The following is a 24,595-nucleotide window of genomic DNA, read 5'->3' on the forward strand; positions in this document are numbered from 1 at the left end:
CGATGATGCCGCCGGGCCACGCACCCGGTTTCGATACTCCGTCGTCACTCCGCGATGTTCCGCACGCTATCACGCCGCGCGCGCCGGTGCATCGTCGTGCGAACGGGCTTCGTTGCCTGCCGCGCTCTTCGCCGCCGTCGACGCCAGCAGCGCGACCGCCACGCTCGGCGCGCAGGTCGAGATCCATTCGGCGCGCGTCGCATCGTCGTCCGCGACGCCCGCGAGCCGCGCGAAATCGATGTAACCGCGCGCTTCCTGCCGCGCCATCGCCGCCGCCAGAAAACGCCCGCAGCCCGCGCCCACGATCGGCGCAGCGGCCAGCGCCGCATCCCGCGCGATCACGCGCGCGAGATTCGCTTCGAGCGCGCGCAGCTGCTCGTGCCGCCAGGTCTGCGCGAAACGCCGCCATTCGGCATCGCTCGCATCGGCGGCATCGCGGCCGATCATCCGCGCGATACGGGCACGGCTCGCGGCTTCCGTCTTCGGCCCGTTGTCGGCGCTCGGATGCTGGTCGTGCTCGGGCCACAGCTCGCCCGTCAGACGGTAGACATCCGCGGTCGTCGCGAACCATTCGTTCATCACACCGGTCGTCTCGCCGCGAAACGCGATGCGATGCGCGATCCCGCACAACGGCGTGCGCACGATGCCCTGATAAACCAGTTCCCCGCTGACGAGCCGCCCGGCGTCGTTCGCGCCGCGCGCCACGACACGGCCGCCGACGATCGGGACGATGTCCGTCGTCGTGCTGCCGATATCGATGAGCACTGCGTCCGGCATGCACGTCGCGACCCATTGCGCGGTCGCGAGCCAGTTTGCCGATGCGACCTGGCGCCAGCCGTCCGCGCATGCCGATCGCGCGAGCCAGCCCGCGTCGCCGGCGAAGAACATCGTGCGCGGTCCGAGCCGCTGCGCGAGCGTGCGCGTCAACGTGCGCACGCCCTCGGCGCGATCGGCGAAAAGATCGACCATTTCGCCCGTCATCGTGACGGCGTGACGCGCGGCGGCATCGGCGGCGGCGGGCCAGCGCTCGAACATCGCGTCGATCACGCGTTCCAGATGCGCGATGCCCTGCCACAGCGGACACGCCCATTGCGCGACATCGGCAAGCACGCCCGCGCGCGTCGCCATCGACACCTTGACGTGCGCGCCGCCCACGTCCCAGCCGAACACCGGCGCATCCGCCGATCTCGACGCCGTCATGACGCCGCTCCGCCGCAGGCGCGCAGCAATCCGGCATCGCTATCGAAACCGGGCACGCGATGCGCCGCCAGCAGTTCCGCCGCGAGATTCCTGCCGCCGCGCCGGCTCAATTCCGCATACGCGACGGTCAGGCGCGGATTCACTTCGACCACGACCGGCCCGCGCTCCGGATGCCATACGACATCGATGCCCACGAAGCCGCGCAAACCCGGAAACGCTTCGGCGACACGCAACGCGAGCCGTTCCAGCGCGCGCCCTTGCGGACCATGCCGGTCGATGCGATCGACGTCGACGCCATCGAACTGCACGATGCGCGCGCGTCGTTCCGATCCCGCCGCATCCGACAAGCCGATGCGCTGACGATTGACGCTCACGAGCCGCGACAGCCTTTCGCGGCAGATCAGCGAAAGACTCAGCGGCTCGCCGTCGATCCATTCCTGCAAGACGGGATTGCGTCCGGCTTGCGCGCGCGCTTCGTATTCGGCGCGCGCGGCGGCGAGATCGTCGTAGACGTAGGTGTCGAGGCCGCCCGCGCCGTCGTCGGGCTTGACGACCCAGCGTCGCCCGATGCCGGCGACCGCGTTCTCCGGTTCGAGCGCGGGCGTCGCGGGAATGCTGCGCGCGGCGAGCGACGCGGCCGTCGCGCTCTTGCTCGACGCCGCGCGGATCGCTTCCTTCGCGCAGCCGAGCCAGCGCGCCTGGCCGACGGCATCGTGGAGCTTGAGCAGCAAGCCGTCGCACTCGGGCGCGACGATGCAGGCATAGTCATGCTCGCGCGCCGTGCGGGCGACGAAGCGCAAGACCGGCTCACCTGGCTGCGCGCGCACGTAGCCTTGCGCGTCGTCGATCTGCTCGAAGCGCGAGCTCGCGACGGTCACCTCGATGCCCGGCAGCGCGCGCAGATCGGCGGCAATGGCGTCGCGCATCACGCGGCCCTCGACGATCAGCGCGGAGAGGTCGGCGAGACTGCCTGCGCCTGCCGCGTCCGGATCGATGCCGCCGCCGGTGAGATACTCGAACACAAAGATCTTGGTCAAAGGAAAGCCATCCATGCAGGTGATACCCGTTCTCGATCTGCTCGACGGCCACGCGGTGCGCGCGGTGCGCGGCGAGCGTTCGCGTTACCGGCCGATCCAGTCCTCGTTGTGCGCCACGAGCGATCCCGTTGCGATCGCCCGTGCGCTCGTCGCCGCGACCGGCGCGCGCACGTTGTACGTCGCCGATCTGGGCGCGATCCTGCAGCGCGGCGCGCACGACCATGCGCTTGCCGCGATATGCGATGCCCTCGGCGACGGCATGCGCATCTGGCTCGACGCGGGCTTCACCGCGTTCGCGCCGATGCGTGCGCTCGTCGAACGCATCGCGCGGCTCACGCGGACCGCGTTGCCCGCTGCGATCGTGCCGGTGTTCGGCACCGAAACCTTGCTCGATATCGGCGCGATTGCGGAAGCATCGGCTTGCGGCTTCGAACCGATTCTTTCGCTCGACTATCACGGCGGGCTCGCGCTCGGTTCGATGCATGCCGAAAGCGCTTGGTGGCCGTCGCGTGTCATCGTGATGACGCTCGATCATGTCGGCGCTTATGCCGGGCCTGATCTTGATACTTTCGCTTCCGTGCGGACGCTTGCCGGCGCGCGTGAACTGATCGGCGCAGGCGGAATCCGCAATGACGATGATCTCGCTCGTGCCGATGACAGCGGCGCGTATGCGTGGCTCGTGGCCTCCGCGATTCACGATGGCTCCGTACGTCGGCGCGATGTGCATCGCGGGGCTTTCGGGCTATGAACTCAATATCCATGCCAAGGGGTTTGGCCACTGATTGTGCTTGTAATCCTTTGGCAAGCACGTGTTGCATTAAGTGATGCACAGGTGACAGTGTGTTGCATTGCGGAGCAGTTTTTTTGGGGTTTGGCTTTTTTCGCCGGATCCCGGTTTCGTGTCCGTTTGTTAGCGCTAACAAACCGACACGATAACGGAATCCAGCGAACCCAAAAAGCAAACCCAAAAAACGGCATAAACCTTGCTTAAAAGCACGACCATGCCCGAGTCCCCCACAACATCGAACCCACAGGCCACAGCAAGAAAACCTTGGACCTGTCCGTTCTGCCCCATGCTATGCGACGACATCACGCTCGCACCAACCGCTGATCGACGGCTCGCAGCACCGTCCACCGCCTGCCCGCGGCTAAAAGCATCCCTTGCAAGCTACGATCCGCAGGACGCAAACCGCAAACCCGCGATCGACGGGCAAGACACCGACCTGGCGTCGGCGCTCTCTCATGCCGCGGCGATCCTGTCGAACGCACATCGGCCGCTCTTCGGCGCACTCGCGACCGACGTGGCCGGCGCCCGCGCGCTCTATGAACTCGCCGCCCAAAGCGGCGCCATCCTCGATCATCTCCACGGCGACACCCTCGCCGACAGCAACCGCGCGCTGCAAGACCGCGGCTCCTTCTTCACGACGCTAGCCGAAGTGCGCTCGCGCGCGGATCTCGTCGTCGTGTTCGCATGCGAGCCCTCGCGACGCTATCCGCGCTTCTACGAACGCGCTATCGGCGAAGGGCGCGACGTGAACATCGTATTCGTCGGATGTGATGTCGATGCAGCAGCGGACACACGCGCCGAATCGATTGTGCGCGATGCCGATCCCTTCGATACGCTCGCGCTCTGGTCCGCGCATGTCGAAGGCGGCCGCCCGGTTTCGATCCCAGAACTCGTTGCACTGACAGAGCGCATCGTAAAAGCGCAATACACCGCGTTCATCTACGAGCCATCGGCGCTGCCGGCGAAACACGCGGCGCTCGCGATCGAAGCACTGCAACGCATCGTCAAAGCGATCAACCGCACAGCGCGCGCAGGCACGCTTGCGCTGACCGGCGACGACGGCGCGACGTCCGTCAATCAGACGATCACGTGGCTCTCGGGCTTTCCGCTGCGCACGCGCGTCGCGTACGGCCTGCCGCTCGATCACGATGCGCATCGCTATCGCACCGAAACGCTTCTGCGCGGCAATGAAATCGATGCGCTGCTCTGGGTGTCGAGCTTCGCGCCCGAGCCGCTGCCCGACTCGCTCGGCGACGACGTGCCCGCAATCATCCTCGGCCATCCATCGACACAAGTGAGCGCGCGCAAAGGCCCGACCGTGTTCATTCCGGTCGCGACGCCGGGCATCGACAGCGGCGGGCATCTGTTTCGTGTCGATACGTCCGTGGTCGCGCAGCTCGCCGCCGCGCGCGATATCGCCTTGCCGACGGTCGCTTCGATCGCCTCGCAACTCGCGCGGGCACGGAGGCCGTCATGAGCCTCGCGCGTCTCAAAGGCGGCACGCTCTACGATCCCGCGAACGGCGTGAACGGCGTGAAGCGCGATATCTATATCCGCGATGGCCGCATCGTCGATGACGCGCAAGGCCAAAGCATCGAGCATGATTTCGATGCCACCGGCATGGTGGTGATGGCGGGCGGCATCGACCTGCATTCGCACATCGGCGGCGGCAAGACGAATCTGTCGCGCCTCCTGCTGCCCGAAGATCATCGCGACGATCCGCGCGCCGTGCCCGATCGACCGGACGAAGGCCGCTATATGCGACTGCCTTCGTGCGGCGTGTGCGCGCCGGGCACGCTCGCCGCAGGTTATCGCTATGCGGAAATGGGCTACACGGCCGCGTTCGAGCCGGCGATGATCGCATCGAACGCGCGGCACGCGCACCTGGAAATGGGCGACACGCCGATCATCGATCACGGCGCCTACGTGATGATGGGCAACGACGAGCTCTTCCTGCAAATGCTCGCCGCGAACGAAGATTTCGAACGCCTGCGCGATTACGTCGGCTGGACGATCAATTCGAGCAAGGCGCTCGGCGTGAAGGTCGTGAATCCCGGCGGCATTTCGGCATTCAAGTTCAATCAGCGCTCGCTCGATGTCGATGAAAAGCACGTGCACTACGGCATCACGCCGCGAGATGTCTTGAAGACGCTCACGCGCGCGCTGACCGATCTGCGCGTGCCGCATCCGCTGCACGTGCATGCGAGCAATCTCGGGGTGCCGGGCAACATCGAATCGACGATCAAAACGATGGACGCCGCCGATGGTCTGCCGATTCATCTGACGCATATCCAGTTTCATAGCTACGGCGCCGAAGGTCCGCGCAAGTTTTCGTCGGGCGCGCGTGCGATCGCCGAAGCGGTGAACGCGCGGCCCAACGTGACGATCGATGTCGGCCAGATCATGTTCGGCCAGACCGTCACCGCATCCGGCGACACGATGATGCAGTTCAAGAACGCACCGATGGCAAGGCCGCGCAAATGGGTGCTCGGCGATATCGAATGCGATGCGGGCTGCGGCGTCGTGCCGTTCAAGTACCGTGAACAGAGCTTCGTGAATGCGCTGCAATGGATCATCGGGCTGGAGATTTTCTTGCTCTTGGACGATCCGTGGCGCGTGTCGATGACCACCGATCATCCGAACGGCGCGCCGTTCACGAGTTATCCGCATCTGATCCGCTTGCTGATGGACAAGTCCTTCCGCGACGAACAACTCGACAAGCTGCACGCCGATGCGAAGACCGCGAGCACGCTCGGCGAGATCACGCGCGAATTCTCGCTCTACGACATCGCGATCATCACGCGCGCCGGACCCGCGAAACTGCTCGGTCTGAAGGATCGCGGGCATCTCGGCGCGGGCGCGGCGGCGGATATCGCGGTATATCGCGACGATGCGGATCGCGAGCGCATGTTCACATCGCCCGCTTATGTGTTCAAGGATGGCGAGCTGATCGCGCGCGACGGCACGCTGCTCGCGACGCCGACCGGCGGCATTCACTACGTGAGTCCGGACTACGATCGCGCGATCGAAAAGCGCGTGCGCGACTATGCGCTGAAGAATCTCGCGACGCGCTTCGAGAACATCGCGATCGGCGACGACGAAATCTGCGCGTGCTGCAACGGCGGGCGGCTCTTGCCCGTCGCGTGCTTCGCGGCGAGCGGGAGTTGACGCATGCGCATCAACGACACGCAGATCGACGACACCTTCGCCGAAGCCTTCCCGATGAAGGCGACGCGCCTCGTCATCACCGCGCATACGCCTACGTGGGCGCGGCATGCGGCCAATTCGCTCACGGGGTTCGCGACGTCCGTCATCGATTGCGGTTGCGAGGCGGGCATCGAACGCGATCTGACCGGCGATGAAACGCCCGATGGCAGGCCGGGCATCGCGGTGCTGATCTTCGCGATATCGTCGAAGGAATTGGCGAAGCAGATCGCGCGGCGCGTCGGGCAATGCGTGCTGACGTGTCCGACGACGGCGGTCTATGGCGGCATCGATCCCGCGAAGACGCGCGCGCCGCTTTCCGACAACGCGCCGCTCGGCGCGGGCCTGCGTTTTTTCGGCGACGGCTGGCAGATATCGAAAGTGCTCGACCGTACGCGTTACTGGCGCGTGCCCGTGATGGACGGCGAGTTCGTCTGCGAAGAGTTCACCGCGACCGTGAAGGCAGTCGGCGGCGGCAATCTGCTGTTTCTCGCGCGCGATATCGACAGCGCCTTGCACGCCGCCGAATCCGCAGTCGCCGCGATGCATCGGTTGCCGAACGTCATCACGCCGTTTCCGGGCGGCGTCGTGCGCTCGGGATCGAAGATCGGCTCGAAGTACGCGGGCGCGACGGCATCGACGAACGATGCATTCTGTCCGACGCTCGTCGGTTTGTCGAAGAAAAGCGAGCTGACGCCCGATGTCGCGTGCGTGCTCGAAATCGTGATCGACGGCCTCACCGACGCCGATGTCGGCGCCGCGATGACAGCGGGCATCGCCGCTGCCACGAAAATCGGCCGCGCGGGCGGCGTGCTGCGCATTTCCGCGGGCAATTACGGCGGCAAGCTCGGACCCTATCACTTCAAGTTGCATGAGCTGTCGAAGGATATCGACGGGAGCCACGCATGAACGCGGTCACGTTGCGCGTAAAAAGTGCGCCGGGCTTTCTCATCGATGGGTCGAAATTGCTGCCTGCCGTTCTTGCGGCGGTGTCGGCGACGGAATTGCCGCGCATCATGCTGCAAGGCGCGGGCGAAACGTGCGCGCTCGGCGATCTCTTCGATATCGCGCTGATCGAGAACGATAAGCCCTCGCTCACGATCGAAGGCGATGCGCGCTGGCTCGATCGCATCGGCGCGGACATGACCGAAGGCACGCTCACGGTGGATGGCAACGCGGGCGATTACGCGGGCATGAAGATGTCGGGCGGCGAGTTGCACATACAAGGCGATGCGGGCGCTCTCGCCGCGTGCGAGATGCAGGGCGGCCGTCTTTCGATCCACGGCAACGCGGGCGATTTCGCTGCGAGCGCGCTGCCCGGCGACATGGAAGGCATGACGGGCGGCACGCTCGCGATCCACGGCAACGCGGGCGCGCGCCTCGCGGATCGCATGCGGCGCGGCACCGTGCTCGTCGCGGGCGATGCGGGCGATTTCGCGGCGTCGCGGTTGATTGCGGGTTCGGTCTGCATCGGAGGGAAAGTGGGCGCACACTTGGGGTACGGCATGCGGCGCGGCACGGTATTGCTGACAAACGCGCCATCTCGCATCCCGCCTACCTTCACCGAGGGCGGGCGCGGCTTCGACGTGTTTTGGCTGCTGTTCACGCGGATGCTCGCGCGTGAGATCGCGCCCTTTTCGTCTTTCGCAGGCGCCATGTTGCCGCGACGCTACGCCGGCGACCTCGCCGTGGATGGACGGGGGGAATTGCTGATCGCCAATTCATAGCCGGGAGATGAACAATGAACTGTTGGCCTTTCACAGGAGAGATGCGATGAGCACCGCGCGGACATCCGCGACCTCGCGCGACGGCGGCATCGACGCCGCGAGCGAGCGTTATGCACGCCCGATGATCGCGTTGCACTGGCTCATCGCGATCGCGATCATCGCGATGCTGTGCATCGGCTTCTATATGGTCGGCCTGCCGCGCGGGCTGCCGTTCAAGTCGGACCTCATCAACTTCCACAAATCGCTCGGAATCACCGTTTTCCTGCTGGTGCTGATGCGCATCATGGTACGCCTGGCTTATGGCCGACCGCCTCTGCCGCCGATGCCGACGTGGCAACGCGCCGCCGCGAGCATTACGCAGGCTCTTTTATACGTAGGCATGGTGGCGATGCCGCTCACCGGTTATCTCGGCTCGTCGTTCAACAAGTTCGGCACGAAGTTCTGGGGCATTGCGCTGCCGCAATGGGGCTGGGAAGACAAGCATCTTCGTCAGATCTTTTTCGGCATCCACGAATACCTTGCGTGGATCATGGCCGCGCTCGTCATCGTGCATTTTCTCGGCGCGATGAAGCATCAACTGATCGACCGCGACGGTCTCTTGCGGAGGATGTTGCCTTGAAAATACGCGTGCTCGGTTCATCGGCGGGCGGCGGCTTTCCGCAATGGAACTGCAACTGCCGCAATTGCGACGGCGTGCGGCGCGGCGCCATTGCGGCGCGTGCGCGCACGCAGTCGTCCATCGCTGTTACCGATAACAGCGAGGACTGGCTGCTCGTCAACGCATCGCCGGACATTTTGGCGCAAATCGCCGCGAATCCCGAACTGCAGCCCGCGCGCCGCGCGCGCGATACGGGCATCGCGGCCGTCGTCACGATGGATGCGCAGATCGATCACGTCACGGGCCTGCTGATGCTGCGCGAACGCGGAACGCCCTTGCCGCTCTACACGACCGACGCCGTATGGAAAGACCTCTCGACGGGCTTTCCGATCACGTCGATTCTCGCGCATTACTGCGGCGTCGAGCACAGGCGCATCGCGCTCGATGGCGCATCGTTCTCCGTGCCCGAGCTGCCGCGCGTCGCCATCGACGCATTGCCTTTGTCGAGCAAGGCGCCGCCTTATTCGCCGCATCGCGATGCGCCTGAAACGGGCGATAACATCGGCCTGATGTTCACGAATACGGCCACAGGCAAGCGCGCGTTCTATGCGCCCGGTCTCGGCGCACTCGAACCGCACGTGCTCGATGCGATGCGCGAAGCGGACCTGCTGCTCGTCGACGGCACCGTGTGGACCGACGACGAAATGATCCGTTTGGGCCTCACGAAGAAGACCGGCCGCGACATGGGTCATCTCGCGCAGAGCGGCGCGGGCGGCATGATCGAAGTGCTGGATTCGATCGATCGCGCAAACGTCCGCAAGGTGCTGATTCACATCAACAACACGAACCCGATCCTCATCGAGGATGGACCCGAAAGACGCATTCTGTCGGAGCACGGCATCGAAGTCGCGCACGACGGCATGAGCTTCGAGCTATGACATTCGCACTGGAAACTGGAGACCGCCCGATGTTCGATCCGATGCTCAACCCGACCACAGGTCCGATCTTCACGAAAGTGAAGGACGCTGGGCCCGCGTGGACGCGCGAGGAATTCGAAGCGCAACTGCGCGCGAAGGGCACGGCGTATCACATTCATCATCCGTTCAACGTGACGATGAACAGCGGCGGCTCTTCGAAGGAACAGATACGCGGCTGGGTCGCGAACCGCTTCTATTATCAGATCAACATTCCGCTGAAGGATGCGGCCGTGATGTCGAATTGTCCCGATCGCGAAACGCGCCGCCGCTGGGTGCTGCGCATTCTCGATCACGACGGCTACGGCGATCAGCCGGGCGGCATCGAGGCATGGGCGCGTCTCGGCGATGCAGTGGGCCTTTCGCGCGACGATCTGTGGTCGCTGAAGCTCGTGACGCCGGGCGTGCGCTTCGCCGTCGATGCGTACGTGAACTTCGCGCGCCGCGCGCCGTGGCAGGAATCGGTGTGCTCGTCGCTCACCGAAATGTTCGCGCCGCAGATTCACAAGGATCGTCTCGCGACGTGGCCCGAGCATTACACATGGATCGAGCCGGAAGGGCTTTCGTATTTCCGTTCGCGCGTGTCGCTTGCACAGCGCGATGTCGAGCACGGGCTCGAAGTGACGCTCGCGCATTTCACGACGCGCGAGGCGCAGCAACGCGCGCTCGATATTCTTCAATTCAAGCTCGATATTCTCTGGACCATGCTCGATTCGATCGAAAAGGCCTTCCCGCAATGAGCGACATGAATCCGACGCAACGGAAACAAGAAGCCGTCGAAGCGCCCGACGATTCGTTGCATCCGAAACTAAAGCGCCTGTTCCGGCTGCAATGGGAACCGGCGCAGGATGCGCACGTGCTGCTTTATCCCGAAGGCATGGTGAAGCTCAATCAAAGCGCGGCGCAGATTCTTCTGCGTTGCGACGGCACGCGCGATATTCCCGCGCTCGTCGCGGATCTGGAGCAGGCGTTCAACGCGTCCGGCCTCGGCGACGACGTGCGCGCGTTTATCGCCGGTGCGCGTACGCGCGGCTGGCTGGAGTAGCGTCATGACCGACTTGTCCGAACCGATCGCAAGACCCGAGCACGAAGGCGCGCCGATTGCGCCGCCGCTGTGGCTGCTCGCGGAGCTGACGTATCGCTGTCCGCTGCATTGCGTGTTCTGCTACAACCCGGTGAATTACGCCGACCACACGCGCGAGCTCGATACCGCTCAATGGATCGACGTATTGCGTCAGGCGCGCGCGCTAGGCGCGGCGCAACTCGGCTTCTCGGGCGGCGAGCCGCTCCTGCGCGACGATCTCGAAACGCTCGTTGCCGAAGCGCGCAAGCTCGGTTTCTATACGAACCTCATCACGTCGGGCATCGGTCTGACGGAGAAGCGCATCGGCGCATTGCAGGAAGCCGGGCTCGATCACATCCAGCTTTCGTTTCAGGATTCGTCACAGGAACTCAACGACTTTCTCTCCAGCACGAAGACCTTCGACTATAAGAAGCGCGTCGCAAGTCTCATCAAGGCGCACGGCTTTCCGATGGTGCTTAACTGCGTTCTGCATCGCTATAACCTGCCGCATACCGGACGCATCATCGATATGGCGCTCGCGATGGACGCCGAATATCTCGAACTCGCGAACACGCAATACTACGGCTGGGCGCATGCGAACCGCGCGCAGCTCATGCCGACCAAAGAACAACTCGACGAAGCGGAGGCTGTGGTCGAGCGCTATCGCAACGAGATCGGCGACAAGTGCAAGATCTTCTTCGTCGTGCCCGATTACTACGAGCGCCGGCCCAAGCGCTGCATGAACGGCTGGGGCTCGGTGTTTCTCGGCATCGCGCCCGATGGCGCCGCGCTGCCGTGCCACACCGCGCGCTCGCTGCCCGGCCTCACGTTTCCGAACGTCACCGAGATGCCGCTCAAGGACATCTGGTACGAGAGCGATGCGTTCAATCGCTTTCGCGGCTTCGGCTGGATGAAGGAGCCGTGCCGCAGTTGCGACGAGAAATCCATCGACATGGGCGGCTGCCGCTGTCAGGCGTATCTGTTGACGCAAGACCCCGCGAATGCGGACCCGGTGTGCGACAAGTCTCCGCATCACGAGCGCGTGATCGAAGTGGTGCGCGCGGCATCGGCGAGGCAGGAACCGCAGGAGCAACCCATCGTCTTTCGCAACGATGCGAACTCGAAGCGCATCGCGGCGCTTGCTCGCGACAATGGTTCGAAAGAAGGAGAAGATAAGCCATGATTGCCGACATCTCCGTGCTGCTCGTTGACGATCACGCCGTCGTGCGTGAAGGCTACAAGCGTCTGCTCGAACTGAGTCCCGACGTGAACGTCGCGGGCGAAGCGGCGGATGCGGCCGAGGCGTATCAGAAGTTTTGCGCGTTGCAGCCGGATGTCGTCGTGATGGATCTCGCGCTGCCCGGCGCGAGCGGCATCGAGGCGATGCGGCGCATGCTGGCGCGCGAGCCGCATGCGCATGTGCTGATCTTCAGCGTGCACGAGGAAGCGATCTTCGTGCGGCGCGCGCTCGATGCCGGGGCGCGCGGCTATGTGACGAAGGCGAGCGCACCCGATGTGCTCGTCGAAGCGGTGCGGTCCGTCGCGCGCCGCATTTCCTATCTGAGTCCCGATGTTTCGCAGGCGCTCGCGTTGCGCGCAAGCATTCAGGAAGGACGGCAGTTATCCGCGCGCGAGTTCGAGGTGCTGCGTCTGCTCGTGCAGGGTTATACGCTGCCGAGCATCGCGGAAAAGCTGGGCTTGAGTCAGAAGACGGTCGCGAATCATCAATCGGTGATTCGCCAGAAGTTCGGCGCGGACAACGGCGTGCAACTCGCGCAGATCGCGAATCGCCTGGGCCTTCACTTCGCCGATTTCGCTTCGTCGGCCGCTGCTTCGTTCGGCACCGAAGTCGGCAACGGCAGCCCTGCCTGAGCCGGCACGCGCGCGCAAAGCAGGAAGCCGCCGCCCGGTTCGCTGGCGATCTGAAACGCGCCGCCGAGCGCTTCGACGCGTTCGCGCATGCCGATCAGACCGAGCCCGTTGCGCGGCTTCGCGAGATCGACGCCGGGTCCGTCGTCGGCCATCGTCACGACGATTTCCTCGGGCGCGCGCGCGAGATAAATCTCCACGCGTGAGCGCCGCGCGAACTTCGACACGTTCGTGAGCCCTTCCTGCACGAGCCGATACAGCGTGATATTGAGCGCATCGCTCAGATTGTCGAAGTCGCCGTCGACGGCGAGCGTGAACGTCGCCTCGGGCAAGCGCTCGCGCCAGCCGTCGACGCAATGTTCGAGCGCGGTCGGCAAGCCGAATTCATCCAGCCCGATGGGACGCAGCTTGCGAATCATCCCGCCGATCTCGCGATACACGTGCGTCGCGCTTTGCATCAGCGACAGCGACAGCCGATGCACCTCGGCCTCGCGCCCCGCCGACAGATCGCGGATGCGCCCCGCATCGAGCGACATCGCGTTGAGATATTGGCCGAGCTCGTCGTGCAGTTCGCGCGCGAGATGGCGGCGCTCGGTTTCCTGCGCGGCGAGCGCCTGGCTCGCGAGCCGCCGGTTTTCCGCGAGCAGATGCTCGGCTTCTTCCTCCAGCACGCGTCGGCGGCGCACTTCCGATTGCGCTTCGCGATAGCGCCGCCACGCGAACCATGCGAAGCCGATGGCGAGCACGACGAGCGTCGGCGGCAATTCGTCGAGCTGGAAGCGCTCGGCGCTGCGTGTCAGGCGAAACGCGTACTCGCTGAAATCGAATCGTGCGAAGAGCGCGCCCGCGACGAGCGTGATCGCGATCACGCAGGCCAGATCGCGCCATGCCGGCGAGCGCGGCACGCGACGGTCGGCGTCTTTAGCGAGAGTGGGCAAAGATTCGGATGGCATCACGGAATGCATTCTACGCACGGAACGCAATTGGGAACGCTTCCCTGCGCGATCGGGAAAAGCTCCCGGTCCACGCGTTCATTCTTATGCGACGCTTTCATTGAAAGAACAATCTCGACGCGTGAGTCGAACGATAAGAGGAGACGACGATGAAGAGCATGCCGCGCCTGAGCGCGCCCGCGCATCCGTTCAAACCCCGAGCGGGGCTGCGGCTCGTTTTCGGCGGCGCGGTCGCGAGCATCACCGTGGCCGCGTGGGCGCAAACGCCGCCTTCGACCGATGCGGCACAAGCGCCGCCCGCGGCCTCGGCCACGCAGGCGCAAACGCCGCCGACCACGGAGTTGCCGACGATCGTCGTCGTCGGCACCACGCCGCTCGTCGGCGTCGGCACGCCGCTCGAAAAAGTGCCCGCGAACGTGCAGACCATCAAGGGCCCGGAGATCGAGGCGCAGCACACGCCCACGATCACCAACTACCTGGAAAAGAACGTCGGCAGCGTCGACGCCAACGACGCGCAAGGCAATCCGTGGCAGACCGACATCAACTATCGCGGCTTCACCGCTTCGCCGCTGCTCGGCACGCCGCAAGGTTTGTCGGTGTTCATGGACGGCGTGCGCATCAACGAGCCGTTCGGCGATGTCGTCAACTGGGATCTGATTCCGCAAGCCGCGATCCAGACCATGCAGATCATCCCCGGCTCGAACCCGACATTCGGCCTGAACACGCTCGGCGGCGCGGTCGCGGTGACGACCAAGAACGGCCGCAGCAATCCGGGCGGCAACGTGGATATCGGCTTCGGCTCGTTCGGGCGCAAGTATGCGCAGCTCGAGCAAGGCGGCGTGATCGGCGATCATCTGGATTACTACTTCACCGCGAACATCACGAACGACAACGGCTGGGCCGATCACAATTCGAGCAAGCTGCGCCAGGCGTTCGGCAAGATCCGCTATACCGACGCCGATACGACCATCTCCGTCTCGATGGGCGGCGCGGACAACACGCTGAACGGCTCGCAGACGATCCCGCGCTCGTTCATGGACAACTTCCGCCAGGCCTATACGTTCCCCGACACGAACGAGAACCAGGTCGGCTATCTGACGATCAACGCGGAGCACTACTTCACGCCGAACGTGCAGTTGAGCGGCAACGTGTATTACCGGCACTATCGAAACAAGAACGTGAGCTCGAACGTCAACGACGATTTCGATCCGGACGGCGACGATGCCGACGAACTCACGCAAGCCTTCAACGATCAGTCGGTAATCGTGACGGACAGCTACGGCGCGAGTCTGCAGCTCACGCTGCTCAACAAGCTGTTCGGCCATGACAATCAGTTGATCATCGGCGCGGCGGGCGACTTCGCGAATTCGCACTTCAGCCAGGCCGAGCAGCCGGCCACGTTCGAAGACAACCGCGCGACCATCGGCACCGGTCCTTTCGCGCCGACCACGGACGCGAAGACGCACAACTCGAATCTGGGCATCTACTTCGAGAACACGTTCTCCTTCACCGAGCAATGGTCGATGACGCTCGCCGGCCGCTACAACTGGGCGAAGGCGACCATCGGCGATGAAAGCGGCGTGCAGCCGCTGCTCGACGGTAATCACACGTTCTCGCGCTTCAATCCAGCAATCGGCTTCAACTGGAATCCGACGCCGTACTTCACCGCCTACGCGACCTACAACGAAGGCATGCGCTCGCCGACCGCCATCGAGCTCGCGTGCGCGGACCCGGCCGCGCCCTGCTCGCTGCCCAACGACTTCATCGCGGACCCGGATCTCAAGCCGGTGATCTCGAAGACGTTCGAGATCGGCGCGCGCGGGCGCATCGGCAACCATACGACATGGAGCGCCGCGGCCTACAGCACGACGCTCACCGACGATATCCAGTTCGTCAGCAGTCAGGGCGCGGCGAGCACGCTCGGGTATTTTCAGAACGTGGGCAAGACGCGGCGGCAAGGCTTCGAGCTCGCGGGCCGCACGCAATGGGGACCGGTGGGCGTCGCGGCGAGCTACAGCTATGTGAACGCGACCTATCGCTCGACGTGGACCGAAAGCAGCGCGAGCAATTCGAGCGCGGACGACGACGGCAACATCGCCGTACATTCGGGCGATCGCATCCCGGGCATTCCGGCGAACACGGTGAAGATGCGCGTCGACTACAACCCGATATCGCGCTGGAACGTCGGCGCGAATCTTACGTATCGCAGCAACATCTTCGCGCGCGGCGACGAGAACAATCAGGACGCGAACGGCAGCGTCGCGGGCTATTTTCTGATCGACCTCGACACGACCTACAACGTGACCAAGCAACTGCAGGTCTATGCGACGGTGAAAAACCTGTTGAACAAGCGCTACGCGAACTTCGCGATTCTCGGCGAGAACTTCTTCAACGGGCCGAACCATACGTTCAGCGGCGGCGATACCCTCAACGAGCAGTTTCTGGGCGTGGGCGCGCCGCGCGGGGTGTGGGTGGGGATGCGGTATGCGTGGAAGTGATGCGCGCCTTAGTCCTGATAGGACTTCCATGGAATACCGCGCGACTGGAGGCCGTCCCAGAGCGCGACGTTGCAGCGATGTTTGTCTTCCTCGCTGCGCGGATGCTTTTCATCCCACAGGTTCATCCTGTGATTGAGCAAGCCGAGGAGGTTGCCTTCGAGCGGCGCCGGATCCGCGCCCCAACGCAGTTCGATCTCGGAGAGCGCCACGCCCACGGAGCGATGCAACGCAAGCACATCGACCAAGCTCATTTCGATTTCCAGCGGATAGGCGTACAGCTTGTTTATGTTGGCGACGTCGTGTCCTGTCAGGCGCGGGTAGAACGCCGGAAGAATGCGCGCGTACAAGCGGATCTTCGCCTCATACAGCTTGCCGCTATTCAGATTGAGCGAGGTCATGCCGCCGTGGACGCGATACAGCGTGAGCGCTTCAGGCAGATTCGCGAACCGCGCGCCATGCAGCATGCAATCGAACCAGAAGCCGAGATCGTCGACGATGTCGAGGTTCGGGTCGTAGCGGATACCATGTTGCTGCACGAAATCACGCCGAAACATGGTGCTCGGATTGGCGATGTACGCGTTGCCGAGCAGGAAGCGCGCCTTGATGGTCGCGTCGTCGAGCGGAAAGGAGCTCGTCATGTCGTCTTCGCCGAAATGCCGGATTTGCGTGCCGACCATCGTGATATCCGGGTGAGCATCGAGAAACGCGCTCTGCTTTTTCAACCGGTCCGGCTCGGCGATATCGTCGTGATCGATACGCGCGATGTACTCGCCGCGGCACAGACCGAAGGCCCGGTTCGCATTGGCGGGCCGCCCCTGATTGTGTTCGAGCGGGAACACGCGGATACGCGGATCGTTCAAACCACGCACGAGTTCGAGCGTCGCGTCGGTGCTGGCATCGTCGAGAACGACAATCTCGAAGTCCGCGTCCTGGCGCAGCAACGACTGCAAGGTTTCGACGATGTACGTTTGCGCGTTATAAGTCGGGACGACTACGGATATTTTCGGCATGGCTCCGGGCTCGGCGGGCGGATGAAACCGTGCATTGTCCGCCAGCGGATCGGGTGAAATGTCACATAAAGTCTTTTCCCGATGCTATCAGCCGTCGAGACCGCAAAGCGTTCCGGCTTCTGCAACGACGGGCGGCATGAAACGAAACGGCCGCCCAAGGCGGCCATTCCTTGTGAACGATCAAGGGACAATCAACGCCCGACGATCGATCCCGCGCTAGGCGGATACGTCACGATGCCCCATGCGAGCGGCAGTTCGCCGATCTGCTTGATCTCCTTGTAATCCGAACCGTCGAGCACATAGACCGCGTTCGAGCGTCCGCACGCGAGCAGCAGCTTCGAGCCGTCCGGCGTGAAGCTGAAATGCCAGCAGCGCTGACCGACGGGCACGTCCTGCATGTGCGCGTAAGTCGAGCCGTCGAACACCTGCAAGGTCTTGTCGCGCGATGCCGCTATCAGCAGCCGCTTGCCCGACGGATCGAACGAGACGCCGTACGGGCCGGTCTTCGTGTCGACGGTCTTCAAGGTCTTCAGGCTCGCGCCGTCGAGCACGACGAACTTGTTCGCGTTCTCGAGCGTGACGACATATTGCTTGCCGTCCGGCGACGCCTTGATGCCGCGCGGACGCGAGCCCTTGTCGAGCTTCACCGTGCGCACCGGCTTGCCCGTCCCGACGCGATATACCGACACCGTGTCGTCGCCCTCGTTGGTCACGAGGATCAGCTTTCCATCGGGCGAGAACTCCACGCCCTCGGTCTCGTGGCCGCTTTTGACCGAATGCGTGACCTTCATCGTCTTCAGATCGACGATGGCGATTTCCGCGGGCGGCGAGTTGGCGTCGTCGTCATCTTTTTCCGGCTGGCCCGGTTTCGGCGGGCCGCCGCTTTCGCCCGGCTCGTAGGTCACATACGCGTAGCCGCCGAACACGCGTACGAACTCGGGATTCTTGCCGATCTTCACGCGCCGCGCGACCTTGCCCGTCGACGTATCGATCTCGGACAGGTCGCTCGTCGCCTTGTTGGCCACATACAGACGCGTGCCGTCCTTGTTCAGCGAAAGGCCGCGCGGGCCGTCCTTGCCGACATCCCAGGTCTTCGAGAGCGAGAGGTTGTCGAGATCGATCACGCCGACGCCGGCGTTCTCGGTCGTCACGTAGGCGGTCGGCGCGGCGGCGTGCGCGAGGCTCGCGGCGAGTGCGAGCGATGGCGCGAACACCGACGCGCAGGCAATGCGCGCCGCCTTGAATCTGACTTGCATGGTCGTCTCCGGCGTTTCGTTGGGCTTGTTCGAGTTCGTGTGACGCACGCGCGCGGCGCATCGCAAGGCGCGCGTGTCTGCAAGTCCAACTTAGCCCAATCGTCGGCGCCGTGGCAACGGCATCGGCCGGGAGAAATTCCCGAATTCGGCGGAAAAAGCCGCGTCGCGCGATTCAGCGTGTCGCGGATGCATCGCTCGCAAGCAGATCGACGAGCGCCTTCGCGCCGCGCTTCCACGACAAATCGGTGTTGCCGCGTATGTCGACGGAGCGCTGAAAGAGCATCGCGCCGCTCGCCGCATCTTCGACGCGCAGGTTCATGTTGAGGATGAGATTGCTGATCTTCTGCACCCAGCACACGCCCACGCGCGACGCGCCCAGTGCCTTCGCCACGCGCAGTTCGCAGCCGTTGCACGCGCTCAGGTCCTGCGCGCTCTTCAGCGACGCGATCAGATCGCTTGCGGGCGCGTTGTCGGCGACGCGAAAGAGCGCGCGCTCGCGCAAGTCGTCGCGCAACGCGCCGCTCACCATCGCGAGGCGCTCCGTCTGAATGCGGTTGATCTCGGCATCGTTGTAGGCCGCGTTGTCGTCGATGAGCGTGCAGTCGAGCATCGCGATGGATTGCGGCGCGGACTGCGCGAGCGCGCCGCTCATGACGATGGCAAGCGCGATCGCGAGCATCGCGCGTAACGTGTGGATCATGGTCGTGGCCTCGATGATGTGCCCTTCAACATACCGGTCGGCGAAGCAACGATCAAGATGCCGCGCGCAATGCTTCGTCCGCGACGGCGAGCCGCGAAGCCATCATCTTCACGACGAAGCGATGCCATTCCTGCGCGGTCAGGGGATCGTCGAGTTCGAGCTTGCGCAATGCGGCGAGCGTGAGACGCCGCAGGCGCGCGGGTTCGTCGGCGAAGACATCCGCGCTGCGCGGCGCGTTCGTGTACACCGCCATTTCGCCGATGATCGTCCCCGGCCCGAACGAGCGCAAACGAACCGAGCGGCCGTCCGCGAGCGGCAGCGACACGGTCACACGCCCTTCCTCGACGATATAAAGCGCATCGCCCGCATCGCCGCGTCGAAAGAGCGCCTCGCGCGCGCCGTGAAATGCGGGGCGAGCATCGCGCGAAAATCGCCGGCCGGCACGCGCGGTTCGAGCGCGCGCGTCAACGTGGCGAGCTGCTGCGCTTCGATCCATTCGAGGCCCGCATCGAGCGTGTCGAACTCGCGGATGCCGAGCGCGAGCGCGCCGGTGCGCGTGAGCAGCGCTCGCGAGTTGCGCGGCAGCGCGGTCAGCACGAGATCCGCGCCGATCGCCGCGAGCGAGCACAACGCAATGGCGACGAGCACCGTCAGCAGGATTTCCGTCGTGAGCCGCCGTTCGCGCGCACGCTGCTCGCGACGCCCGCCGCGACGCCGACCAGAAACGCGGTGACATTGCTGTCGGGCCCGCCGATGTTCATGCGCATCGAACTCGTCAGCGCGATGACGAACGCGGTAACGATGCAGCTCACGAGCGCGGTCGGCACGCCGAGCTCGGCATAGCGCGCGAGATCGGCGCTGAAGATGAGCGTGCCGAGGCTCATCGCGTAGCACAGCATCATGAGCGTCGATACGGTGCCCGCGGTGATGTTGCCGACGAGCGCGGCGGCGCGCGGCATGGCGCGCGCGAGAACCGTGCGGTGCGTGGCGGCTGGCTTCACGGCCCCTCCCGATGCGGGAAAACGGCAGACGTATGCGCTCAAACGCAACGTGCGTCGAAAAGTATCCGCTGCGTGCGAAGACGATGTCAAATCTGCACGACAGGTCTTTCATCTGACGTGAGCGCCCGTCGCGGTGGATTCATCGCGTCAACTGGAGTAACGTTGATCGGCGAGCGAACACTACACCAAGGAGGCGATCATGCCTGACGATCCCGCTCAGTGGCACGTTTTCGACTACGAAGGATTCGAGATCCACGTACAGCCGCAATTGAAGCCGACGCCCGAGCAGCACGCGGCGCCGGGCAAGGCGGATCGCTACGTGTATATCGGACATGTATGCAGGCCCGGCGCGAATGCGGCCATCCCCGGCGAAGCGGTGCATTTTCACGCCGACGGCGAAGACGCATACAAGAGCGCGCAAGATGCCGTGGACGATGCGCGGCATATCGGCAAGAGCATCGTCGATGGCACGCATCCGGATCTGTCGGTGCTGCCGCTCGTGTCGCATCAACATCATCCGGGATGACGAATGGGATCTACCGGGGATGATGCGCACGTCGAAAGCCTGAGCGCGATCACGCTCGCGACGCACGACATGCCGCGCGCGGTGCGCTTCTATGAAGCGCTCGGCTTTCGCATCCTGCACGGCGGCGCAAACGAGGCGTTCACATCGTTCGCGCTCGGCAATTCATTTCTCAATCTCACTAGCGAAACGCACGGCCCGATTCAGTTCTGGGGCCGCGTGATCATCTATGTGTCCGATGTGGACGCTTTCTATCGGAAAGCGCTGGCGCACGGCTTCGAGCCGCAATTCGCACCACGCGATGCGCCCTGGAACGAGCGCTATTTTCATCTCACCGATCCCGACGGCCACGAACTGAGCTTCGCGCGTCCGCTCTGATCCGTACGGCACAGGCACGGCATTCGCTTCATATCGAGTGACGGGTAGCGTACGCGTCGGCCATTTCATATGACCGATCGCGCACATACCCGGGCATCGCGTTGCATGACGATGGCTTCACGGCGTTACGCGTTCTTCATGGACGGGAATGGCTGAAGACGCATGAAAGCTCGCTGTTGCTATTTTGCAAAAACGGGCACGGCGCTGAATTCAAGGCGTAGAGTTCAAGTGCTTTGTCAAGAACGTGGTGCATTGCGGCAGGGTTTTCATCGATCGGGCTTTAAACATCGAGCAGGTTTGTCCGTTAACCCGATCATGAATGCCGCAGGAGACTGAAATGAAATGCGCGAATGAGCGGTCCCTTCGTTACCAGGTCGAAAAATGGCTCGCGCCGGGCAGCATGCCGGTGCATGTACGACAGTTCAGCCGTACGCGTTCCGACGGGCGCCGCTATGTGTGTGTCGAGGCGTTGCATGGCGCGGCGGCGCGAGCGCTGTTTTTTTTCCGTCACGACGACGGTCACTGGTGCGTTTATCCGCCCGCGCCGAGGCAGAGCAACATGCGCGGTGAAAGACTGGCCGCGTGATTTTTCCGCCATGCGCGATCAGAAGCGAAGATTGTTGAGGAACTGAAACCACATCGCGCCGAGCGGATTGCCCGCGCCGGCGCTGGCAGGCTCCCTGTCCTCTTCCTTGTCCACGACGCGTTCTTCTTCTCGCTCTATCTTTTCTTCTTTGGCCTGTCGCGATTCATGCAGCGCGATTGCGCTGTCCGCGATCTGGCGCGCTGTCGACTCGTCGCACTGCGCGCCGAGCAGCACGCCGAACACGACATCGCGGTTATGTCCTTGCGACGCGAAACGCATCGCAAGCGATACGCGCTGCGCATAAAGTGCCTCGCGTTCGGCTTCTTCACGACGCATGCGCTCTTCCCAGCGACGCATTTCATCGGCGTAAATGCGGTCGTACACGTGACGCTGCGCGGGGTCGGAGAGAATTGCGTAGGCTTCCTTGATCTCCAGAAACTTCGCACGGGCGATGTCTTCGTCGCCCACGTTGCGATCGGGATGGCAGCGCATCGCGGCCTTGCGATACGCGCGTTTGATTTCTTCCTCGGTAGCGTGCTCGTCCACGCCGAGCGTCTCGTATAGCGTTGCCATCTTGCCTCGGTGGATACGGGTCGCCGATCATCGTAACACGCTAGAAACAGGGTCTTTTCGTTAGATGCGGCATTGCAACACGAGCAGCTAGCGGCTCGCGCTCTTGCCTCCGAGCACGTTATAGACGGCGCGCGCAGGCTTCAGATAGTGCGAGATATGAAGCCGGATGTTGACCACCGCGAGCACGAAGATCACGAGCGTGATTAGCAGATAATCGCGCCGGTCTTGTACGACGTGATAGCGCGTATGCAGCAGCACAAAGACGATCCACGCGAACGCCGGCGCATGCAGCGTCCAATGACGCTGGGCGAAATTCCATGCGAGGCGGCGCACATCGCGGCGTGCGGCGCGATCGAGTCCGGCGAGTTCGGGACGTCGGCTAAAGAAGAATGGCATAAGTGCGGAATCGTTTTGCGCATGGCCATCATCGCGTCACGAAAGACTGCGACGATTGCGCCTTTCCCGCTTGAGCATACCCGCTCGCCCCTTTCCTTACGATGGCGCTTACACTCGACGACATCCGGCATCTCTTCGACAAGCACGGCTCGATGGCCTATAGCGGCGAACCGGTCACGCAGTTGCAGCACGCATTGCAAAGCGCCGCGCTGGCCGAGGCGGCGGGCGCGAGCCGCGAACTGATCGTCGCGGCCTTGCTGCACGATCTCGGGCACTTGCTGAATCTGCAAGGCGAGACGCCGAGCGAGCGCGGCATCGACGATCTGCATCAGTACTTCGCGTTGCCCTTTCTGCGCCCGCTCTTTTCCGACGCCGTGCTCGAACCGATCCGCCTGCACGTCGATGCGAAGCGCTGCCTGTGCGCAATCGATGCGTCGTATCACGCGCGGCTGTCGGCGGATTCGGTGCGCAGCCTGCAACTGCAAGGCGGCATTTTCGACGATGAAGCCGCGCAAGCGTTTCTGGCGAAGCCTTACGCGCAAGACGCCATCGCGTTGCGCCGCTGGGACGACGACGCGAAGGACGCGCATCGCGTCACGCCCGCGCTGCCGCATTTCATGGACATGGCCGCGAGCATCGCGCGCGTCTAACCGCCGAGCCAGCGGGCACGCCGGTTTGCGTATCGCGCTAGACTGTGCGCCATGCAAACCTTCCCGTTTCAGTACGCCTTGCAGCAACCCTTCGGCGCGCAAGCGAGCGACGCATCGTGAAAGGCGGCAACTTTCGCATCACCGCCGCCGTCGTGGCCAGCGCGCTCTTCATGCAAAATATGGACGGCACGATCGTCGCGACCGCCATCCCGACGATGGCCCGCGATCTCCAGGTCGACCCCGTCCATCTCTCCAGCGCGATAACCGCTTATCTCGTCGCGCTGACCGTGTTCATCCCGGCGAGCGGCTGGGTTGCCGACCGCTTCGGCGCGCGCCGCGTGTTCATGTGGGCGATCGCGACTTTCACGCTGGCGTCCGTCGCATGCGCTGCCGCGATGAATCTGCCGGAATTACTGGCCGCGCGCGTCGTCCAGGGTCTCGGCGGCGCGATGATGGTGCCCGTCGGCCGCCTGATCCTGTTTCGCGGCGTCAAGCGCGAAGAACTCCTGCAGGCGACGACGTGGCTCACCATGCCCGCGCTCGTCGGCCCTCTGCTCGGACCGCCGCTCGGCGGCTTTCTTACCGACACGCTTTCATGGCGCAGCATCTTCTGGGTCAACGTGCCGGTCGGAATCGTGGGGATGTGGCTTACGTGGAAATTGCTGCCGCCGTCGCCGCCGGAGGACCGGACATCGCCCGATCTGCGCGGCATGCTGCTGTCGGGCGCTTCGCTCAGTCTGTTCATGATCGGCATCGAGAGCGCGGGGCGCGGCGTGCTGCCCGCCGGCGTGCCGTGGATTTGCGTCGCGGTCGGCCTGCTGCTGTTTCGCGTGACGGTGATGCATTGCCGCCGCGTGCCGAATCCCGCGATCGACTTCTCGCTGCTGTCGATCCCGACCTTTCATGCGGCCACGGTCGCGGGCAGCCTGTTTCGCGCCGGCGCGGGCGCGCTGCCGTTTCTCGTGCCGCTCACGCTGCAGACGGGCTTCGGCTATAGCGCGACGGCGAGCGGCCTCGTCACCTTCGCGAGCGCGCTCGGCTCCTTTTGCATGCGCCCGATGACGGCGCTCGCGCTGCGGCGCTTCTCGGTCCGCACGGTTTTATGCACGGGCAGCGTCGTGTTCGCGGCCGTGCTGCTCGTCTGCTCGACGATGTCGCAAGCGTGGCCCGCCATCGCCATCTTCATGCTCTTGCTGCTGGGCGGACTAGGCCGTTCGCTCAGTTTCGCGACGATGGGCGCGCTCGCCTTCGCCGATGTCCCCAAGCCGCGCCTCGCCGCCGCGACCTCGTTCCAGGGCACCGCGCAGCAGTTGATGAAGGCAGTCGGCGTCACGGTTGCGGCCGGCACGATCCAGGCGACGATGCTCGTCTCCGACAGCGCGCACACCGAGCGCTGGCAACTCGCGTGCGGATTCATCATGACGGCGCTCGTCGTGCTGGCTTCGTTGCCGATGTTCGCGCGACTCTCAGACGACGCCGGCGAGGGCATCTCGGCGCCATCTGCGAAGCGGGCGGAACGCACGTAATTCATTCCGATTCGTTAAACGAAACATCATATTTAAGACAAGTGCATGATCCACAAGGCTTTTTTATGTGGCTATAATGCGATTCC

25 protein-coding genes and 1 pseudogene are annotated in these 24,595 nt (G+C 64.0%); 17 read left to right on the forward strand and 9 right to left on the reverse strand.

Annotated elements, in window-relative coordinates:
* Positions 1–69: 69 nt before the first annotated feature.
* Positions 70–1,200 carry a hydantoinase/oxoprolinase family protein gene (locus NCS28_RS20760; protein ID WP_250515650.1) on the reverse strand — a complete coding sequence of 377 codons (1,131 nt, stop codon included), beginning with the start codon at positions 1,198–1,200 and terminating at the stop codon, positions 70–72.
* The gene (locus NCS28_RS20765) at positions 1,197–2,237 is read right to left on the reverse strand and encodes an ATP-grasp domain-containing protein (RefSeq protein ID WP_250515651.1); all 1,041 of its coding nucleotides are present in this window, start codon (positions 2,235–2,237) and stop codon (positions 1,197–1,199) included. The genes NCS28_RS20760 and NCS28_RS20765 overlap by 4 nt, the downstream gene beginning before the upstream one ends.
* Before the next feature lie 13 nt (positions 2,238–2,250).
* On the opposite strand from NCS28_RS20765, the gene NCS28_RS20770 reads away from it, so the two are divergent.
* The 11 genes from NCS28_RS20770 to NCS28_RS20820 all read left to right on the forward strand — a co-directional run bounded on the left by NCS28_RS20770 (position 2,251) and on the right by NCS28_RS20820 (position 12,462).
* A complete protein-coding gene (locus NCS28_RS20770; RefSeq protein ID WP_250515652.1) occupies positions 2,251–2,985 on the forward strand; it encodes a HisA/HisF-related TIM barrel protein in 735 nt (244 codons plus the stop codon).
* Positions 2,986–3,238: 253 nt separating this feature from the next.
* Complete coding sequence (locus NCS28_RS20775) at positions 3,239–4,501, forward strand: molybdopterin-binding domain-containing protein (protein WP_250515653.1); 1,263 nt, start codon at positions 3,239–3,241, stop codon at positions 4,499–4,501.
* Positions 4,498–6,192, forward strand: coding sequence for a formylmethanofuran dehydrogenase subunit A (locus NCS28_RS20780; protein WP_250515654.1), 1,695 nt, complete (start codon positions 4,498–4,500; stop codon positions 6,190–6,192). Before NCS28_RS20775 ends, NCS28_RS20780 begins: the two co-directional genes overlap by 4 nt.
* 3 nt (positions 6,193–6,195) lie before the next feature.
* A complete protein-coding gene (gene fhcD, locus NCS28_RS20785; RefSeq protein ID WP_250515655.1) occupies positions 6,196–7,137 on the forward strand; it encodes a formylmethanofuran--tetrahydromethanopterin N-formyltransferase in 942 nt (313 codons plus the stop codon).
* Positions 7,134–7,955 (forward strand): formylmethanofuran dehydrogenase subunit C, encoded by an 822-nt coding sequence (locus NCS28_RS20790; RefSeq protein WP_250515656.1) that lies wholly within the window; start codon positions 7,134–7,136, stop codon positions 7,953–7,955. The genes fhcD and NCS28_RS20790 overlap by 4 nt, the downstream gene beginning before the upstream one ends.
* Before the next feature lie 46 nt (positions 7,956–8,001).
* Positions 8,002–8,574 carry a cytochrome b gene (locus tag NCS28_RS20795; RefSeq protein WP_250515657.1) on the forward strand — a complete coding sequence of 191 codons (573 nt, stop codon included), beginning with the start codon at positions 8,002–8,004 and terminating at the stop codon, positions 8,572–8,574.
* Positions 8,571–9,491 carry a pyrroloquinoline quinone biosynthesis protein PqqB gene (gene pqqB / locus NCS28_RS20800; protein ID WP_250515658.1) on the forward strand — a complete coding sequence of 307 codons (921 nt, stop codon included), beginning with the start codon at positions 8,571–8,573 and terminating at the stop codon, positions 9,489–9,491. The genes NCS28_RS20795 and pqqB overlap by 4 nt, the downstream gene beginning before the upstream one ends.
* Positions 9,492–9,520: 29 nt before the next feature.
* Complete coding sequence (gene pqqC / locus NCS28_RS20805) at positions 9,521–10,267, forward strand: pyrroloquinoline-quinone synthase PqqC (protein ID WP_502801224.1); 747 nt, start codon at positions 9,521–9,523, stop codon at positions 10,265–10,267.
* 5 nt (positions 10,268–10,272) lie between these two features.
* Positions 10,273–10,572: a pyrroloquinoline quinone biosynthesis peptide chaperone PqqD gene (pqqD, locus tag NCS28_RS20810; RefSeq protein WP_250515797.1), complete on the forward strand. Its 300-nt coding sequence runs from the start codon at positions 10,273–10,275 to the stop codon at positions 10,570–10,572.
* Between the two features lie 4 nt (positions 10,573–10,576).
* Positions 10,577–11,773: a pyrroloquinoline quinone biosynthesis protein PqqE gene (gene pqqE / locus NCS28_RS20815; protein WP_250515659.1), complete on the forward strand. Its 1,197-nt coding sequence runs from the start codon at positions 10,577–10,579 to the stop codon at positions 11,771–11,773.
* Positions 11,770–12,462: a response regulator gene (locus NCS28_RS20820; protein ID WP_250515660.1), complete on the forward strand. Its 693-nt coding sequence runs from the start codon at positions 11,770–11,772 to the stop codon at positions 12,460–12,462. The genes pqqE and NCS28_RS20820 overlap by 4 nt, the downstream gene beginning before the upstream one ends.
* On the opposite strand, the gene NCS28_RS20825 is transcribed toward NCS28_RS20820, so the two are convergent.
* Positions 12,390–13,412: an ATP-binding protein gene (locus NCS28_RS20825; protein ID WP_250515661.1), complete on the reverse strand. Its 1,023-nt coding sequence runs from the start codon at positions 13,410–13,412 to the stop codon at positions 12,390–12,392. The genes NCS28_RS20820 and NCS28_RS20825 overlap by 73 nt on opposite strands.
* 149 nt (positions 13,413–13,561) lie before the next feature.
* Here NCS28_RS20825 and NCS28_RS20830 point away from each other — a divergent pair, with 149 nt between their 5' ends.
* Positions 13,562–15,910, forward strand: coding sequence for a TonB-dependent receptor (locus tag NCS28_RS20830; RefSeq protein WP_250515662.1), 2,349 nt, complete (start codon positions 13,562–13,564; stop codon positions 15,908–15,910).
* Between the two features lie 8 nt (positions 15,911–15,918).
* Here the strand turns inward: NCS28_RS20830 and NCS28_RS20835 are convergent, their stop codons facing one another.
* The 4 genes and pseudogenes from NCS28_RS20835 to NCS28_RS20850 all read right to left on the reverse strand — a co-directional run bounded on the left by NCS28_RS20835 (position 15,919) and on the right by NCS28_RS20850 (position 19,835).
* Entirely contained in the window at positions 15,919–16,920 is a 1,002-nt protein-coding gene (locus NCS28_RS20835) for a glycosyltransferase family 2 protein (protein ID WP_250515663.1), read from the reverse strand.
* Between the two features lie 191 nt (positions 16,921–17,111).
* A complete protein-coding gene (locus NCS28_RS20840; RefSeq protein ID WP_250515664.1) occupies positions 17,112–18,176 on the reverse strand; it encodes a beta-propeller fold lactonase family protein in 1,065 nt (354 codons plus the stop codon).
* A gap of 172 nt (positions 18,177–18,348) precedes the next feature.
* Positions 18,349–18,876, reverse strand: coding sequence for a DUF3280 domain-containing protein (locus NCS28_RS20845; RefSeq protein WP_502801225.1), 528 nt, complete (start codon positions 18,874–18,876; stop codon positions 18,349–18,351).
* Between the two features lie 52 nt (positions 18,877–18,928).
* Positions 18,929–19,835, reverse strand: a pseudogene (locus tag NCS28_RS20850) (cyclic nucleotide-binding domain-containing protein).
* Between the two features lie 241 nt (positions 19,836–20,076).
* Here NCS28_RS20850 and NCS28_RS20855 point away from each other — a divergent pair.
* The 3 genes from NCS28_RS20855 (at position 20,077) to NCS28_RS20865 (ending at position 21,364) form a co-directional block, all read left to right on the forward strand.
* Complete coding sequence (locus NCS28_RS20855) at positions 20,077–20,403, forward strand: hypothetical protein (RefSeq protein WP_250515665.1); 327 nt, start codon at positions 20,077–20,079, stop codon at positions 20,401–20,403.
* A 3-nt stretch (positions 20,404–20,406) separates the two neighbouring features.
* The gene (locus NCS28_RS20860; RefSeq protein WP_250515666.1) at positions 20,407–20,778 is read left to right on the forward strand and encodes a VOC family protein; all 372 of its coding nucleotides are present in this window, start codon (positions 20,407–20,409) and stop codon (positions 20,776–20,778) included.
* Positions 20,779–21,115: 337 nt separating this feature from the next.
* The gene (locus tag NCS28_RS20865) at positions 21,116–21,364 is read left to right on the forward strand and encodes a hypothetical protein (RefSeq protein ID WP_250515799.1); all 249 of its coding nucleotides are present in this window, start codon (positions 21,116–21,118) and stop codon (positions 21,362–21,364) included.
* A gap of 18 nt (positions 21,365–21,382) precedes the next feature.
* Here NCS28_RS20865 and NCS28_RS20870 read toward each other — a convergent pair whose 3' ends face one another.
* Together NCS28_RS20870 and NCS28_RS20875 are read right to left on the reverse strand one after the other, a co-directional pair.
* Entirely contained in the window at positions 21,383–21,937 is a 555-nt protein-coding gene (locus NCS28_RS20870) for a DnaJ domain-containing protein (RefSeq protein WP_250515667.1), read from the reverse strand.
* Positions 21,938–22,024: 87 nt separating this feature from the next.
* On the reverse strand, positions 22,025–22,333 hold the full coding sequence (locus NCS28_RS20875) for a hypothetical protein (protein ID WP_250515668.1): 309 nt from the start codon (positions 22,331–22,333) through the stop codon (positions 22,025–22,027).
* A 101-nt stretch (positions 22,334–22,434) separates the two neighbouring features.
* Here NCS28_RS20875 and NCS28_RS20880 point away from each other — a divergent pair, with 101 nt between their 5' ends.
* Both NCS28_RS20880 and NCS28_RS20885 read left to right on the forward strand, forming a co-directional pair.
* Entirely contained in the window at positions 22,435–22,983 is a 549-nt protein-coding gene (locus NCS28_RS20880; RefSeq protein WP_250515669.1) for a phosphonate degradation HD-domain oxygenase, read from the forward strand.
* Positions 22,984–23,099: 116 nt separating this feature from the next.
* Complete coding sequence (locus NCS28_RS20885; RefSeq protein WP_250515670.1) at positions 23,100–24,509, forward strand: DHA2 family efflux MFS transporter permease subunit; 1,410 nt, start codon at positions 23,100–23,102, stop codon at positions 24,507–24,509.
* The last annotated feature ends 86 nt before the right edge of the window (positions 24,510–24,595 follow it).

It is taken from the genome of Caballeronia sp. INDeC2 (assembly GCF_023631325.1).
In the GTDB taxonomy this organism is placed as follows: domain Bacteria; phylum Pseudomonadota; class Gammaproteobacteria; order Burkholderiales; family Burkholderiaceae; genus Caballeronia.